Origin of the sequence: Bradyrhizobium sp. CCBAU 11434 (assembly GCF_028128895.1) — a bacterium.
GTDB lineage: Bacteria > Pseudomonadota > Alphaproteobacteria > Rhizobiales > Xanthobacteraceae > Bradyrhizobium > Bradyrhizobium zhengyangense.
The window spans coordinates 377,495-391,098 of the sequence record NZ_LBJX01000103.1; the positions used below are offsets into that span (position 1 = coordinate 377,495).

The 13,604-nt window shown below is 65.1% G+C and carries 14 protein-coding genes; 8 read left to right on the forward strand and 6 right to left on the reverse strand.

Annotated elements, in window-relative coordinates:
• Nucleotides 1-111: 111 nt before the first annotated feature.
• On the reverse strand, nucleotides 112-1,494 hold the full coding sequence (locus XI06_RS41875) for a tetratricopeptide repeat protein (RefSeq protein WP_271607946.1): 1,383 nt from the start codon (nucleotides 1,492-1,494) through the stop codon (nucleotides 112-114).
• 132 nt (nucleotides 1,495-1,626) lie between these two features.
• Nucleotides 1,627-2,391 carry a tetratricopeptide repeat protein gene (locus tag XI06_RS41880; RefSeq protein WP_271607947.1) on the reverse strand — a complete coding sequence of 255 codons (765 nt, stop codon included), beginning with the start codon at nucleotides 2,389-2,391 and terminating at the stop codon, nucleotides 1,627-1,629.
• 69 nt (nucleotides 2,392-2,460) lie between these two features.
• Between XI06_RS41880 and XI06_RS41885 the strand changes: the two genes are divergently transcribed.
• Nucleotides 2,461-4,038, forward strand: coding sequence for a cation:proton antiporter (locus XI06_RS41885; protein ID WP_271607948.1), 1,578 nt, complete (start codon nucleotides 2,461-2,463; stop codon nucleotides 4,036-4,038).
• Between the two features lie 154 nt (nucleotides 4,039-4,192).
• On the opposite strand, the gene XI06_RS41890 is transcribed toward XI06_RS41885, so the two are convergent.
• Entirely contained in the window at nucleotides 4,193-4,999 is an 807-nt protein-coding gene (locus tag XI06_RS41890; protein ID WP_271607949.1) for an SDR family NAD(P)-dependent oxidoreductase, read from the reverse strand.
• Nucleotides 5,000-5,070: 71 nt separating this feature from the next.
• Nucleotides 5,071-5,550, reverse strand: coding sequence for a hypothetical protein (locus XI06_RS41895; RefSeq protein ID WP_237863213.1), 480 nt, complete (start codon nucleotides 5,548-5,550; stop codon nucleotides 5,071-5,073).
• 193 nt (nucleotides 5,551-5,743) lie between these two features.
• On the opposite strand from XI06_RS41895, the gene XI06_RS41900 reads away from it, so the two are divergent.
• Nucleotides 5,744-6,046: a hypothetical protein gene (locus XI06_RS41900; protein ID WP_237863355.1), complete on the forward strand. Its 303-nt coding sequence runs from the start codon at nucleotides 5,744-5,746 to the stop codon at nucleotides 6,044-6,046.
• A gap of 170 nt (nucleotides 6,047-6,216) precedes the next feature.
• On the opposite strand, the gene XI06_RS41905 is transcribed toward XI06_RS41900, so the two are convergent.
• Nucleotides 6,217-7,431: a hypothetical protein gene (locus tag XI06_RS41905; RefSeq protein ID WP_271607950.1), complete on the reverse strand. Its 1,215-nt coding sequence runs from the start codon at nucleotides 7,429-7,431 to the stop codon at nucleotides 6,217-6,219.
• 53 nt (nucleotides 7,432-7,484) lie between these two features.
• Nucleotides 7,485-8,111 carry an NUDIX hydrolase gene (locus XI06_RS41910; RefSeq protein WP_271607951.1) on the reverse strand — a complete coding sequence of 209 codons (627 nt, stop codon included), beginning with the start codon at nucleotides 8,109-8,111 and terminating at the stop codon, nucleotides 7,485-7,487.
• A gap of 72 nt (nucleotides 8,112-8,183) precedes the next feature.
• On the opposite strand from XI06_RS41910, the gene XI06_RS41915 reads away from it, so the two are divergent.
• The 6 genes from XI06_RS41915 to XI06_RS41940 all read left to right on the forward strand — a co-directional run bounded on the left by XI06_RS41915 (nucleotide 8,184) and on the right by XI06_RS41940 (nucleotide 13,506).
• Entirely contained in the window at nucleotides 8,184-8,612 is a 429-nt protein-coding gene (locus XI06_RS41915; protein WP_237863216.1) for a PaaI family thioesterase, read from the forward strand.
• A gap of 154 nt (nucleotides 8,613-8,766) precedes the next feature.
• Nucleotides 8,767-9,777, forward strand: a complete 1,011-nt coding sequence (locus XI06_RS41920; RefSeq protein ID WP_271607952.1) for an aldo/keto reductase — start codon at nucleotides 8,767-8,769, stop codon at nucleotides 9,775-9,777.
• Nucleotides 9,778-9,793: 16 nt separating this feature from the next.
• On the forward strand, nucleotides 9,794-11,107 hold the full coding sequence (locus XI06_RS41925) for a tetratricopeptide repeat protein (RefSeq protein WP_271607953.1): 1,314 nt from the start codon (nucleotides 9,794-9,796) through the stop codon (nucleotides 11,105-11,107).
• A gap of 32 nt (nucleotides 11,108-11,139) precedes the next feature.
• Entirely contained in the window at nucleotides 11,140-11,958 is an 819-nt protein-coding gene (locus tag XI06_RS41930; RefSeq protein ID WP_271607954.1) for a CoA transferase subunit A, read from the forward strand.
• Nucleotides 11,958-12,701, forward strand: coding sequence for a CoA transferase (locus XI06_RS41935; protein WP_271607955.1), 744 nt, complete (start codon nucleotides 11,958-11,960; stop codon nucleotides 12,699-12,701). The genes XI06_RS41930 and XI06_RS41935 overlap by 1 nt, the downstream gene beginning before the upstream one ends.
• 226 nt (nucleotides 12,702-12,927) lie before the next feature.
• Nucleotides 12,928-13,506: a hypothetical protein gene (locus XI06_RS41940; protein ID WP_237863221.1), complete on the forward strand. Its 579-nt coding sequence runs from the start codon at nucleotides 12,928-12,930 to the stop codon at nucleotides 13,504-13,506.
• The last annotated feature ends 98 nt before the right edge of the window (nucleotides 13,507-13,604 follow it).

Consider the following 13,604-nt stretch of genomic DNA (forward strand, 5'->3'; position numbering starts at 1 on the left):
TCAAGTGCCGACCTTGTTTGAGGGGTATTTTCCCGGGAACGGGCCGCGGTTCAAGCTGAAAAGGGAGGTGTATAGCCTCCCTCTCCTCGTTCTTAGGGTGGAGACGCGAACCTAGCCTTCCATCGCATTCAACCGCTGCAGCCGGTCCTGCATGACCTTCTTCAGATCGTAGCCGGGGCGGCGGAAGCTGGCGTCGCGGGTGGCGAGGAACTCGTGCTGGGATTTGCGCAGGTCGGCGGCCGCGCGCCGGTTCATCGATTTCAGCACGCGCTCATAGGCCTCGGCGAGCTGGCGGTCGAGCGCGCCCAATTGCGGATCGGCGCAGATCACCTTCTCCACCTCGCGTTTGGCATAGGTGCAATCGAACGACGGGCCGTTGCCGGAATTCGCGGCCAGCGGGCTCGGGGCCTCGGCGCCGAACCTGGCGATCTCCGCCATCATGGCGCGGCGACCGTCTGCGGCGTTGGTGTTGCCGGGATCGAGCCGCAGCGCGGTCTCGTAATCGGCCAGCGCCTTCCTGCGTTCGCCCATTTTCGAGTAGAGCACGGCGCGGTTGTTGTAGGTCTTCGCGAAGTCAGGATCGAGTTTCAGCGCGGCCTCGTAGTCGCTGAGCGCCGCACCGAACTCACCCTTGTACTGGTAGGAATCGCCGCGGTTGGTGAAGAAGTTCGCCCGCGGCGCCAGCCGCAGCGCCTGGTCGTAATCGGCAATCGCCTTGTCGTAGTCTTTCATCGCGGCATAGGTGAGCCCGCGATTGTCGTAATATTCAGGCACTTTCGGATCGAGCCTGATCGCCTCGTTGTCGTCGGCGACGGACTTGTCGAGCTGGCCGAGCTTCTGGTAGGCCGCGCTGCGATTGGTGTAGCTGCGCGCCCGGTTCGGATCGAGCCGCAGCGCCTCGCTGAGATCGGCAACCGCCTTGTCGTTGTCGCCATTGAGATAGTGGGTCGCGCCGCGGTCGGACCAGGCCTGTGCATAATCCGGCTTCAACTTGATGGCCTGGTCGTAATCGGCGATCGCGCGATCGTAACGGTGCTGATTGGTGTAGGCGATGCCGCGCTGCTCATAGGCTTCGGCATCTTTCGGATCGAGCTCGATTGCCTTGCTGAGATCGGACGTGGCGCGATTGAGATCGCCGCCCGCTTCGCGCAACAGATTGCCACGCAGCCGCCAGGCCCGAGCATTCTTGCCGTCGAGCGCGATGGCGCGGTCGATGTCCCGCAGCGCCTGCGTGAGGCCGCCTGAGGTCTGCACATTTGCGTCGGCCCGCACCAGCAGCGCCGCGACGCGGTCGGAATTCGGATTCGAGGTCTGGTCGATGATGGCGCTGCACGCGGAGAGGATTTCGGCGGGAGCGGCCCTGCTGTCCATCACGCAATCGGCGGCGGATGCCGGGGCGGCGATAGCGAGGCTGATCGCCGCGCCGAGAAGGAAGGCGCGCAGCCGGCTATTTGCAATCGGGAATGTTTGCGCGGAAGAACGCGGGCCGCACATGGCGATAACTCCGTGACATCAGGTTTTCCCGTTGTCGCGGCGGGCCAAGATTCGGTTCAAGTTGCAGTCCGTTAGGGACGGATCGCCGCCCAGTCTCCCTCACCCCGCTTGCGGGGAGAGGCAAAGAAGACCTCAATACCCATCCACCCCGTTCAGCTTCTGCAGCCGGTCCTGCATCGCCTTCTTCAGATCGTATCCCGGGCGGCCAAACCCGGCGTTGCGGCGGGCGATGAAGTCGTCCTGCTCGCGCTGAAGCTTCTTCGCCTCGCCCTCGTTGCGCGCCTCGCGGATCACGCGCGCATTGGCGGCATAGACCTCGCGATCGAGATCCGCGAGCTCGCGATTGGCGCAGATCGTCTTCTCGACCGGGCGGCGCGCGCCGGCACAGTTGAAGCTGGGCTTGCCGGCCACCGCCATCTGGGCACCGATCCGCTCGAGCTCGCGCGCGATGGCCTTGTGATTGGCCTTGGCCTTTTCGTGGTTCGGATCGATCCGCAGCGCTGCGCCGAAGTCCTGCACCGCCTTGGGCTTGTCACCCTTCTTCAGCCAGAGCTCGCCACGCGCGTTGAAGACGTCGGCCAGCGTCGGATCGAGCAGCAGAGCGCGGCTGTCGTCGGCAATGGCGCGGTCGATCTGGTCATGCCGCGCATGAAGCGCGCCGCGCGCGACCAGCGCCTTGACCAAATCGGGCTTTGCCGTCTTCTCGTTGTCGATGACGGCGGCGCAGGCCGGGCCAGCCTTGTCCATGTCATCGCCAGCGGCCGCAGTGAGGCACGCCGCGACGTCGATCTGCGCGACGGCGGCCGGCTCGCCGCCGGTCGCGGCATGGGCCGCACCGGGCAGGACCGCCGAAAGCGCAAGGGCTGCTGACATCTGAATGAGTTTTTGAAAACGCATGCTCGTCGTTGTCGAAAGGCTTGCCTCGAGGCCGCACTATCCATCATACGGCCGGATTGGTGCTAGCTTGTGGCGCCGCTCGCATCGGTTTCGGGGATCGTCGTGTCGACATTCGAATGGATCATCGCGCTTCTGCTCGGCGCCGTTGCCTTATCGGCGCTGGCGCGGCGGATCAAGGTCCCCTATCCGACCTTTCTCGCCATCGGCGGCGCACTGATTGCCTTCGTGCCGAACAGCCCATCCTGGACGCTCGATCCAGGCCTGGCATTGGCCCTTTTTGTCGCACCGGTGCTGCTGGATGCGGCATTCGATACGTCGCTGCGCGACCTGCGCAAGAACTGGGTTCCGGTCTCGACCCTTGTCGTGGCCGCAGTCGGCCTGACCACGGTGGGCGTGGCCTATGTCGCGCATCGGCTCTTCCCCGACATGCCCTGGGCCGCCGCCGTGGCGCTCGGCGCCATCGTGGCGCCGCCGGATGCCGCGGCTGCCGTCGCGATCCTGAGCCAGGTGAAGCTGCCCTATCGCATGGTCAAGGTGCTCGAGGGCGAGAGCCTGCTCAACGACGCGAGCGCGCTGCTGATCTATCGCATCGCGGTCGGCGCCGTCGTCATGGAGCACCTGAAATGGAGCGAGGTCGCGCCGACGATCGCGCTCGGACTGGTCGGCAGCGTGCTGGCCGGCCTAGTTGCGGGGCGCATCATCCCGCCGATCATGGAGCGGGTGCGAGAGGTGCCGAGCGCGATCATCGTGCAGTTCGCCACCACCTTCCTGATCTGGATCGGAGCGGAGCATCTCGGCCTCTCCGGCATCCTCACCATCGTGGTCTATGCCATCACCATTGCGCAATCGGCGCCGGCGCGCATACCGGCGCGGCTGCGGGTGCCGTCCTACGCGGTGTGGGAGACGACGGTGTTCGTCCTCAACGTGCTCGCCTTCATGCTGATCGGCATGCAGATGCGGCCGATCTGGGCGAAGCTGGATACAGACGTGCGCTGGGAATATTGCGTGGCCGCGGCGTGGATCCTGGCTACCGTCATCCTGGTCCGGCTGCTCTGGATCACGTTCTACCGCACCACGTTGCGCCTGTTGATCGCAAATGGGATCTATCACCCGAAGGATCCGAAACAGGTCGCTTCGCCCAAAGGCGGCCTCATCATCGCCTGGTGCGGCATGCGAGGCCTCGTCACGCTCGCTACCGCCTTCGCGCTGCCGGAAAATTTCCCCTATCGCGACTTCATCGTCTTCATCGCCTTCGCAGTGGTGCTGGGCTCGTTGGTGGTCCAGGGCCTGACGCTGCGGCCGCTGATTCTTGCCTTCGGCCTCAAGGACGACGATCCTGTTGGCATCGAGGTCGCGCGCGCCCGCGCCATCGCCTATCGCGCCGCGCTCGATGCGATCGAGGACGATCCCTCGGAAGAGGCTGAAATCCTCAGGCTCGAATACCGCGCCATCCTGATGCAGGCCGATGACGATCCTCGTGGCGGCATCCCCAACGGCGAACTGCCCGCCGATCCCCTGCGCCGCCGCGCCATCGAGGCCGCGCGCAAATCGATCTTCCACCTCCGCACAACGGAAGTAATCGGGGATGATGCGTTTCACCGGCTCGAGGAGGAGCTCGATCGCGCGGAGTTGAGCGCTGGGGGATGATGTGATCCGTCACCCTGAGGTGGCCGCTTCTTCAGCGGCCCTCGAAGGGCGACGGCCCGGCTGCATCGTGGCCGTTCATCCTTCGAGGCTCGGCACCCCGCGCGTTGCGCGGAGTAACTCGCACCTCGGGATGACGGATCTGGAGCGGTGCTAATTAAGCCCCCGCCTTGCAGGTGATTCCGCCGTCGACCACGAGCTCGATGCCCGTCACATATTTCGACTCGTCCGACGCCAGAAACAGCGCGGCATTGGCGACGTCGAACGCGTCGCCCATGTGGCCCATCGGCACCTGCGCATCGCGGGCGCGCCACATCGCTTCGACATCGCCCTTGGCGTAGCTGTTGGCGAGGCCAGCGGAATGCTCCACCATCGGCGTCTTCATCAGGCCGGGCAGGATCGCGTTCACCCGCACATGATGCTTCGCGAACTCGATCGCGGTGGTGCGCGTCATCTGGTTCATCGCGGCCTTCGAGGTGCCGTAGGTGACGTAGGAGATGCCCATATGGCGGATCGAGGCGATCGAAGAGATGTTGATGATCGAACCGCCGCCCTGCTTCACCATGACGGGAATGACGTGCTTCATGGCGAAATAGGCGCTCTTGAGATTGACGCTGAAGACGCGGTCCCAGCTCTCCTCGGTGACCTCGACCACGCTGCCCATCTCGGCAATGCCGACATTGTTGTCGAGCACGTCGATGCGGCCATAGGCCTCCAGGCACGCAGCGACCATCGCCTCGATCTCGGCAGGCCGCGATACGTCAGCGGTGAACGCGGTCGCCTTGCCGCCTTCGCCGGTGATGATCTTGGCAGTCTCCTCGGCGGCCGCGCCGTTACGATCGACGCAAAACACCTGCGCGCCCTCGCGCGCAAAGGTCACCGCGGTCGCCTTGCCGTTGCCCCAGCCGGGCCCGATCGAGCCGGCGCCCACCACCATCGCAACCTTGCCCTTGAGCCGGTCCATCGCGCGTTCTCCCTGATTGTTATTCTTGTAGCGCGCCTTGCCGTTACTGGCAGGCCGTCACTGGCAAGTGCTTACTGGAACGTCATGTCCAGGCACTTGGAGATGTCGGAACCGAGGCCCGAGGAGATGGTGATGCAGCCGCGGATCTTCTGCGCGGTCATGTCGGCCGCCCAGATCGAATAGCCGCCGGGGCCGAAGAACGAGTTGGTGTTCGGCGGCTCGGTCTCGGTCGCGTCGAAATCATAGTGACCGTCGGCCTCGAAGATGCGCGGCCGCTTGGTGCAGCCGCCGTCGGTCTGGACGTTGATGACCTCCTTGTTGTCGCGGGTCAGCGCCAGCGAGACCTGGCAGCGGAAATATTCCGAGGTCCTGGTATTGAAGAGATAGGTGTAGGACTTGCAGGTCGCGGTGTTGAGCTTGCCCGGGGCAAGGCCACGGCTGCACGAAATCCGCTGGTTGTGGCTGAGCTGGTAGTCATCGGCCCGGGCCGCCGGCGCAAGTGCCGTCAGCGACGTCATGGCAATCCAGCAAATTTTTACGACGTGACGCATTCGAATCATCCCCACCAATATCTTTGTCGTGTTGCGTTCTAGACCGAAAGCGGAACATAGTCGCGAGGGGACGAAGGGAAAATCACAAACTGCTGGTCAAGACGTGATGCGCTGCGGCGTCATCGCGGATTGACCCGGACGCATCGTTCGTGATTTGTTCAAACGGGCACCCCGACAATGGGGAGGATGGATGATGGCATTTTCAATCAAGACATTTGCAATCGCAGCCGTGCTGGGCGCGTTCGCCGCCCCCGCTCTCGCGCAAAACGCGGCAACGCCGTGGGAGCTGAAGCCGGACACCGGCTATGCCTATGACAAGGAAGGCAAGACCTTTTCCTACAAGATGGGCACCAGCAATGCCGGCGAGCTGTTGAAGGGCGCCAAGAAGGTGCCGAAGGGCACGCTGTTCTTCATCGGCCAGAACGGCCAGCTCTACATGCGCAGCGGGCAATATCTGGAAGGCGACGGCAGGTTCAAGTTCGGGCCGGACCAGTAGGGGGCTAAAGTGGCGGGCAACGGCGTCGCCACACTCTCGGTGTCATCACCCGCGAAAGCGGGTGATCCAGTATTCCAGAGACCGTTGTGATCGAATCGAGAGGCCGCGGCGTACTGGATGCCCCGGTCAAGCCGGGGCATGACAGAAGGGAATGCGGCAGGCCCGTCGTCCTAGAACGCCGCCGCCAGCTCCCTTGCGCCGGGTTTGCTGCTGTTCGAGTCCATCCGGTCATCCGTCACCGCCAGCAGCTTCGCCACCGTGTTGTGGCGGATCGCGACCGGGTTACGCTCGTAGCCGCTGCGCTGGAAGAAGTTCGAGGTCGGCACCTGCTCGCGCATCGCCTGCGGCATCGTCACCATGTCGAGGCCGGTGCCGTCGCCGGTGAGGTTCATCATCTCGAGCTCGGCGGCGGTGAGCGGACGGGTGTAGCCCTTGGCGCGGGCGAACAGCACCGAGGTCAACAGCTTGTGGGTTTGCAGCATCGGCCCGATGTCGACGTCCAGCACCATCGCATGCATGGCCCAGCCCTGCGCGCTGTCGCCGATCTTCTCGTGCTCCGACCAGGAGTCCGGCACCGACTTCGCATGCGCCACCATCTTCCTGAGAACGGTGAGCTTGTGCTCGAGCGCCTGACGCGCCGGACCTGAGGTGCGCGCCACCTTGTCGGACAGCGCGCGGATCAACTCGTGGCCCTGCTCGGCCAGGAGCTCGACGCTGTTGGTGGTGAGCAGCTGGTTGTAGCCCATCGCGGTCGAGATCGCGCGCTTGCCGCCATGTTCGATGCCGGCCTGCACGTCGTAATTGCCGGTGCCGCCGGTCTCGAAGGAATAGACCCGCACCGCCTGCTCCCGCGTCAGCCCCGAGGCGAGCGCGTAGCGCGCATAGGCGCGCTTGAACTCGATCTCGTTCGTCGGTCGCTGCGGCGTGAATTGATAGAGATCCTGCGCGGCGCGCAGCAGATCGGAGGCCACCGGCAATGGCTTGCGGGGCGGACGCTCCGGTGTTTCCTCCGGCTCCGGGTTTACCGGTCGCTTCGGCCCGGCATAAACCGGCGGCTGCTCCAGCACGTAATCGTCGAGCGTGATCTGCTGCCCGCTGCGCCGCTTGGCGTTGCGGCCCTTTCGCTTCTCCGAGACCTGGCTCCAATAGGCGCCGGCCTCCTGGTCGAAGGCACCCCTGATAGCCTGATACTCAGCGAGCTTGCGGCGATATTCGAGCACGGCCGGCGAGGCACCGCCTTGCGCGAAAAACTGCGACAGGAGCTGGGCGTTGGCATTGCTGACGGCCGGCGGCAGCGCGTCGGACTCACCACCACGCGCGGCGGGGACGAGCAGGACGAGCGCGAGTGGAACCAGCGCCAGATGTGTTCGAATCGAATGATGCATGCTGCCCTCTTAGCAGGCATCCGGTAACCGTCACGTTAACGCGCCGTTTACCATCATTTCCAGGCGAAGACCGGCTGTTCCAGGTCGGTGACGCGGGTCTTCCGCCCTGCCAGCACCTCGCGGAACTGGTAGATCAGCGCCGCCGTCGGCGCGTGGATCAGGCTCATCTGGTGGTGGAAGCGAATCACACGGCGGCTGCTCTCGGGGATCGCGGTGAAGTCGAAGGCGTCGTCGCGCTCGATCGTGTCGAGCGCGATGCGATGGACGGAGGCGACCTCGTCCGGGTTCGGCGTGATCGCAGCGCTCTCGGCAGCCCACACCACGACCGGTGTGATCAGATAGCCGGAGCGCGTCGGATAATCGTCGAGCAGGCCGAGCACGGCATCGGGTGAAAGCCTGAGCGCAAGCTCTTCGTCGAGCTCGCGCAGCGCCGCCTCGACCGGCGTCTCGCCGGCATCGCAGCGGCCGCCGGGTAATGCCCATTGACCGCGGTGCGAGCGCAAACTCGATGCGCGCCTCGTCAGAAGAAATGCCGTGTCGTCGCCGTCACTGGATGCGGTCAACGCCAGCACTACGGCGGCGCGCTTCAGCGCCGAAGGCTCGGCCACATCAGGCAGCCGCGCAAAGGACGCGCAGGCGGCTGCGATATTCCGTCTGGTGGCATCGCTGAAAGTTCTCATGATGCTTGACTACACCAGGACCGCATCTGATGAAACGAGAAGAGATCATGCGTTGCAGGGATGGACGGAGCGATGACGAGCAAGGCCGCAGCAAAGCTCAAATCAGATGGCTGGACCATCCTGGAGACCACGGGCTTCATGCACCTCGTCGGCCCCCTGTGGGAGCGTAAGGTCGACGGCCGACACGAGTTCGCACTCGCCACCGAAGACAAGCATCACAACCGCCGCGGCATGGTGCAGGGAGGCGTGATGATGACGTTCGCGGACCGCACCTGCGGCATGACCGCCCGCTATGTCTCCGGCAAGGACTACATGGCGACGGTTCAGCTCGATACCCATTTCGTCGAGGCCGGCCAGATCGGCGACATCCTGATCTCCCGCCCCCGCGTGGTGCGCTCGACCCGGAGCCTGATCTTCATGAGCACCGAGGTGACCGTGGACGAACGCTGCGTCGTGATGGCCAATGGCGTGTTCAAGATCTTGAAGGGGCCGGCGGCATAGCCAGGCTGCCACGACTGTCACCCCGTCATTGCGAGCGCAGCGAAGCAATCCAGCATCCCTCTGCGGACGCATCTCTGGATTGCTTCGCTGCGCTCGCAATGACGGGCGTAGCTGGCTATGGTGCCTCACAACAGGAGCATCGAGGAAACAGCCCATGCAATACCGCCAACTCGGCCGCTCTGGCCTGAAAGTATCGCCGATCTGCCTGGGCACCATGATGTTCGGCGGGCCGACGGATGAGGCGGCATCAACGCGGATCATCGCGAAAGCGCATGACGCCGGCATCAATTTCATCGACACCGCGGACGCCTATTCGAAAGGCGGCTCCGAAGAGGTCGTGGGACGCGCGATCGGCAACACCAGGCACGCATGGGTACTCGCGACGAAACTCGCCAATCCCATGGGCGACGATCCCAATCGCGTCGGGCTGTCGCGGCGCTGGGTGTTGCAGGCAGCCGAGGAGAGCCTGAAGCGCCTCGGCACCGACCACATCGACATCTATTATCTGCACAAGGAAGACCATGCGACGCCGCTGGAGGAGACGGTGCGCGCGATGGGCGATCTGATCCGATCAGGCAAGATCCGCTATTTCGGCGTTTCCAACTACCGCGCCTGGCGCGTCGCCGAGATCTGCAACATCTGCGACCGGCTTGGCATCGACCGTCCCGTGGTCAGCCAGCCCTATTACAATGCGATGAACCGCATGCCCGAGGTCGAGCATTTTCCGGCCTGCTCTTATTACGGCCTCGGCATCGTGCCCTATAGCCCGCTGGCACGCGGCGTGCTCACCGGCAAGTACAAGCCCGATGCCGCTCCGGACAAGGACACGCGCGCCGGCCGCAACGACACCAGAATGATGCAGACCGAGTGGCGCCCGGAGTCCTTGCAACTGGCGCAGGAGATCAAGACTCACGCCGAGAAGAACGGCATCACCGCCGGCCAGTTCGCCGTCGCCTGGGTGCTCAACTCCGCCTTTGTTTCCTCGATCGTCGCAGGTCCGCGCACCGAAGAGCAGTGGGATGGCTACATCAGCGCGCTCGACTATCGCTTCACCGCCGAGGACGAGGCCTTGATCGACCGGCTCGTGGTGCCGGGCCACCCCTCGACGCCAGGCTACAACGACCCGGCCTATCCGATCGAAGGACGTCGCGCGCGGACGGCTTGAGCTTTCGGAGACAACGATGCCGCTTGAGGACCGCTACGGCCTGCCGCTCTCCACCGCCTCCGACGATGCGGCGTCGGCCTATCGCGAAGGCGTCGATCTCATGCTCGCGGGGTGGACCGGCACGGCGGAAGCGCTGGAGCGCGCGATCGTTGCCGATCCGGATTTGGCGCTCGCGCACATCGCACGTGCCCGCGTGCATGCGTTCTACCAGCAGGGCGATCTCGCACGGCAAAAGGCGGCGGCCGCGCGCGAGCTCGTCGCCATCAGCGGCACGGAACGCGAGCGCTCGCATGTCGAGACGCTGGCGCTAGCGATCGAGGGCCGGTTGCCCGACGCGATCGCCGCGATGCGCAAACATGTCGACGCATGGCCGCGCGATGCCGTGGTGCTGTCGCTGCCGCTCGGCGCGTTCGGCCTGTTCGCCTTCTCCGGCATGGCCGATCATGACCGCGCGCGGCACGAGCTGTGCGAGCGCGTCGCGCATCACTATGGCGAGGACTGGTGGTTTCTCACCATGTCCGGCTGGGCGATGACGGAGAATGGCGACGTCGCGCGCGGCCGGAAAGTTACCGAGCGCGGCTTTGACCTCCGCCGGGCCAACGCCCATGCCGCGCACGCTGTGCTGCACGCGATGTTCGAGGACGGCTCGATCGAGGACGCCGATCGTCTCGTCGAGGAGTGGATACCGACCTATGGCCGCGAGGGCATTCTGCACGGCCATATCCTCTGGCATCAAGCCCTCGGCGCGCTCGAGCACGGCGACGCGACGCGGGCGCTGCAAATCTATGCCGACGTGCTGCAGCCCTCCGCCACGCAAGCGCCGCCGCTCAACGTGATCACCGACAGCGCCTCGCTGCTCTGGCGCCTGTCGGCCTACGGCCATGCCGTACCGAAGGGGCTCTGGGCCGAGGCCGACGCCGCCGCGCAAAAGCTCTTCCCGAAATCCGGCCTGCCCTTCGCCGACGTCCACATGGCGCTGTTTGCAGCCGCAACGCAAAACCGCGAGGCGCTTGCGGCGCGCCTTGCCGTGATCGAGCAGCGGCTGACCGATGGCAAGTTGCCGGCCGGTCCCGTGGTGCCCGCGATTTGCCGAGCACTCGCGGCCTTTGCGGATGAGAACTACGCCGCCTGCGTGCGCGAGCTTGCACCGGTCCTTAACGAGGTCGTCCGCATCGGCGGCAGCCACGCGCAGCGCGAGTTGATCGAGGACACGTTCCTCGTCGCCCTGATGCGCGGCGGCGAGTTGCCGCGCGCCCGCAACCTCCTCGACACCCGCCTGCACCGCCGCCCCTCCTTGCGCGATACGCGCTGGCAGACGGCGATGGCTTGAGGCAGGATGGAGAAAACCGGCTGGAGGACGCCATGACCGAGATCGTTGGGCTGGAGGCGCTGGCCGCGCGCGTTGGGCCCGGCCAATCGCTGGCCATTCCTGTCGATGGCTCGGGCGTGGCAATGGCCGCGACCGCGGCGATACTCGAAACAGGCATAAGCGACCTCAAGCTGATCTGCGTGCCGATCTCGGGCCTGCAGGCCGATCTCCTGATCGGCGCAGGCTGCGTCGCCTCGCTGGAGACCAGCGCGGTGTCGCTGGGCGAGGCCGGCGGCGCGCCGCGCTTCACCGCCGGCGTCAAGAGCGGCGCCTTCACGATGCGCGACTCCACCTGCCCCGCGATCTATGCCGGCCTGCTCGCCGCGCAGAAAGGCGTGCCGTTCATGCCGATCGCCGGCATCATCGGCAGCGATCTGCTCAACGTGCGGCCGGACTGGCAGGTGATCGACAGCCCCGTCGGCGAGGCGCGTAAGGTCGTCGTGGTGCCCGCGATCTCACCCGATGTCGCGTTGTTTCACGCGCCCGAGGCCGACCGCGCCGGCAATGTCCGCATCGGCCGGCATCGCGAGCTCGCCGACCTCGCTTATGCCGCAAAGCGCACGCTGGTCACCGTGGAGCGCATCGTCGATCGCAATCTGCTCGAGAGCGAAGACTCCGCCGCCGGCGTGTTGCCCTCGCTCTATGTCGACACCATCGCAGTCGCCGAGCGCGGCGCCTGGCCGCTGGCGCTGTGGGACGAATATCCGGCAGACGAGGCCGAGATCGCGCGCTACGCGGCGATGGCGCGCAGCGAGGACGGCTTTCGCGCTTACCTCTCGGCGTTCCTGACCCATCGCAAGCAGGTCGCCTGATGTCGACCGATCGCGAGCGGCGCGAGATCCTGATTGCCACCATTGCCGATCTGCTCGACGGCATCCGACACGTTGCGGTCGGCGCGTCGTCGCCGATCCCCGCGGCCGGCGCCATGCTGCTGCGCGCCCGCAACGAACTCTGTGGCAAGCCGCCGGTGCGCATCTCGATTCTGGGATCGCAAGCGCACAACTTCTTCACCAATGGCGGGATCGAGCTGTTCGACTGTGCGGCCCAGGGCCGCGTCGATGCCTTCTTCCTGGGCGGTGGCCAGATCGACGGCCAGGGCAACATCAACCTGGTCGGCACCGGAGACTATCCCACAAGCCACGTGCGCTGGCCCGGCTCGTTCGGCTCGGCCTATCTCTATCATCTCATTCCGCGCGTGATCCTGTTTCGCGAGGAGCATTCCCCGCGGGTTTTCGTGCCCAAGGTCGATTTCGTCAGTGCCCGCGCAATCACACCGGAGGTGCCGCGGCGCGGCGGCCCCTACGCACTGCTGACCAACATGGCGCTGTTCGACTTCGACCGCGAGGCGGGCGGCTTCGCACTTCGCTCCGTGCACCCGCCCTTCACCCCGGCCGATATCAGGGAGAACACGGGCTTTGCCTATCAGGAGCCGGAGGTGGTGTGCGAAACGAAGCGGCCGGATGCCGCCACGCTGGCGCTGCTGCGGGGGCGGATTTTCGACGAGCTGGCCGAAACTTACCCGGCCTTTGCGCGGACCATGATGCAGGCCGCGTGACGCCTCTCCCTCGCCGCCACGAAAAAAACATCGGCCTGGCGACAACTGCCTGCTAGAGCGGGTTGGGGCGATCGGGGGCGAATCGCCGATGGGTGGCGCGGTGGTATTCCAGACGGGCTTGGTCGAACACTTGGTCGGGCAAACCGGATCGCAACCAATTTGCGATTCGATGGTTAGTGGACGGAACTCTCGCCCGTCCATGGCCCCCTGGCACATGAGCCCGACGATGCGCCTGCCCCGACCGGTTCTGGCTGCAATCCTCGTCTTTCTCGCAAGCCCTTGTTTTGCCGAGTCTTCCACGGCGATTTCGGTGAACAATCCGCCGGCCCAGCGAAATTCGCTTGTCGACATGCTGGCGCTGATGTCCGGCCACTGCAAGACGCTGAAGGTCGCCGGTCGTCCCTTTGCCTGCAAGACCGTGGCCTTCGCCCATGACGACAAGGGCCGGGTCAATTTCGCCGTTGCCGTCGACGACCCCAGTGACGAGAACCACGTCGTGTCGTTTTCCGGCGAGAACGGCAAGCGGGCCGACGACAATTCTTACGAGTTGCCGATCGACCGCATGCTGCTCAACTCCAAGAGCCGGCCAAGGGTCGACGGCCTTCCGGTACCGGCAGAGCAGACCTCCAGGGGCGTCTGCCGCCAGACCGGCAATTTCGCCGCCAGGAAGGTGAACGACGTCACTTGCTCGGCGACCGACAATGAGGGCCGGACATATGAGCTGCTGTTCGTCTCTGACGGTAAGCCGGTGAGCGTGCGCCGCATCAGGCAGTCGTCGCATTCGATCCAGGACCCGTTCAAGTAGCAGCGGCCCCTCGTCACGCCGCTTGTTCATCGAGCCTCGACACGCATCCTGTCGTTGAAACTCCGCTTTAGGCGGGTATGCTTCTTTCGTGCGTCCTC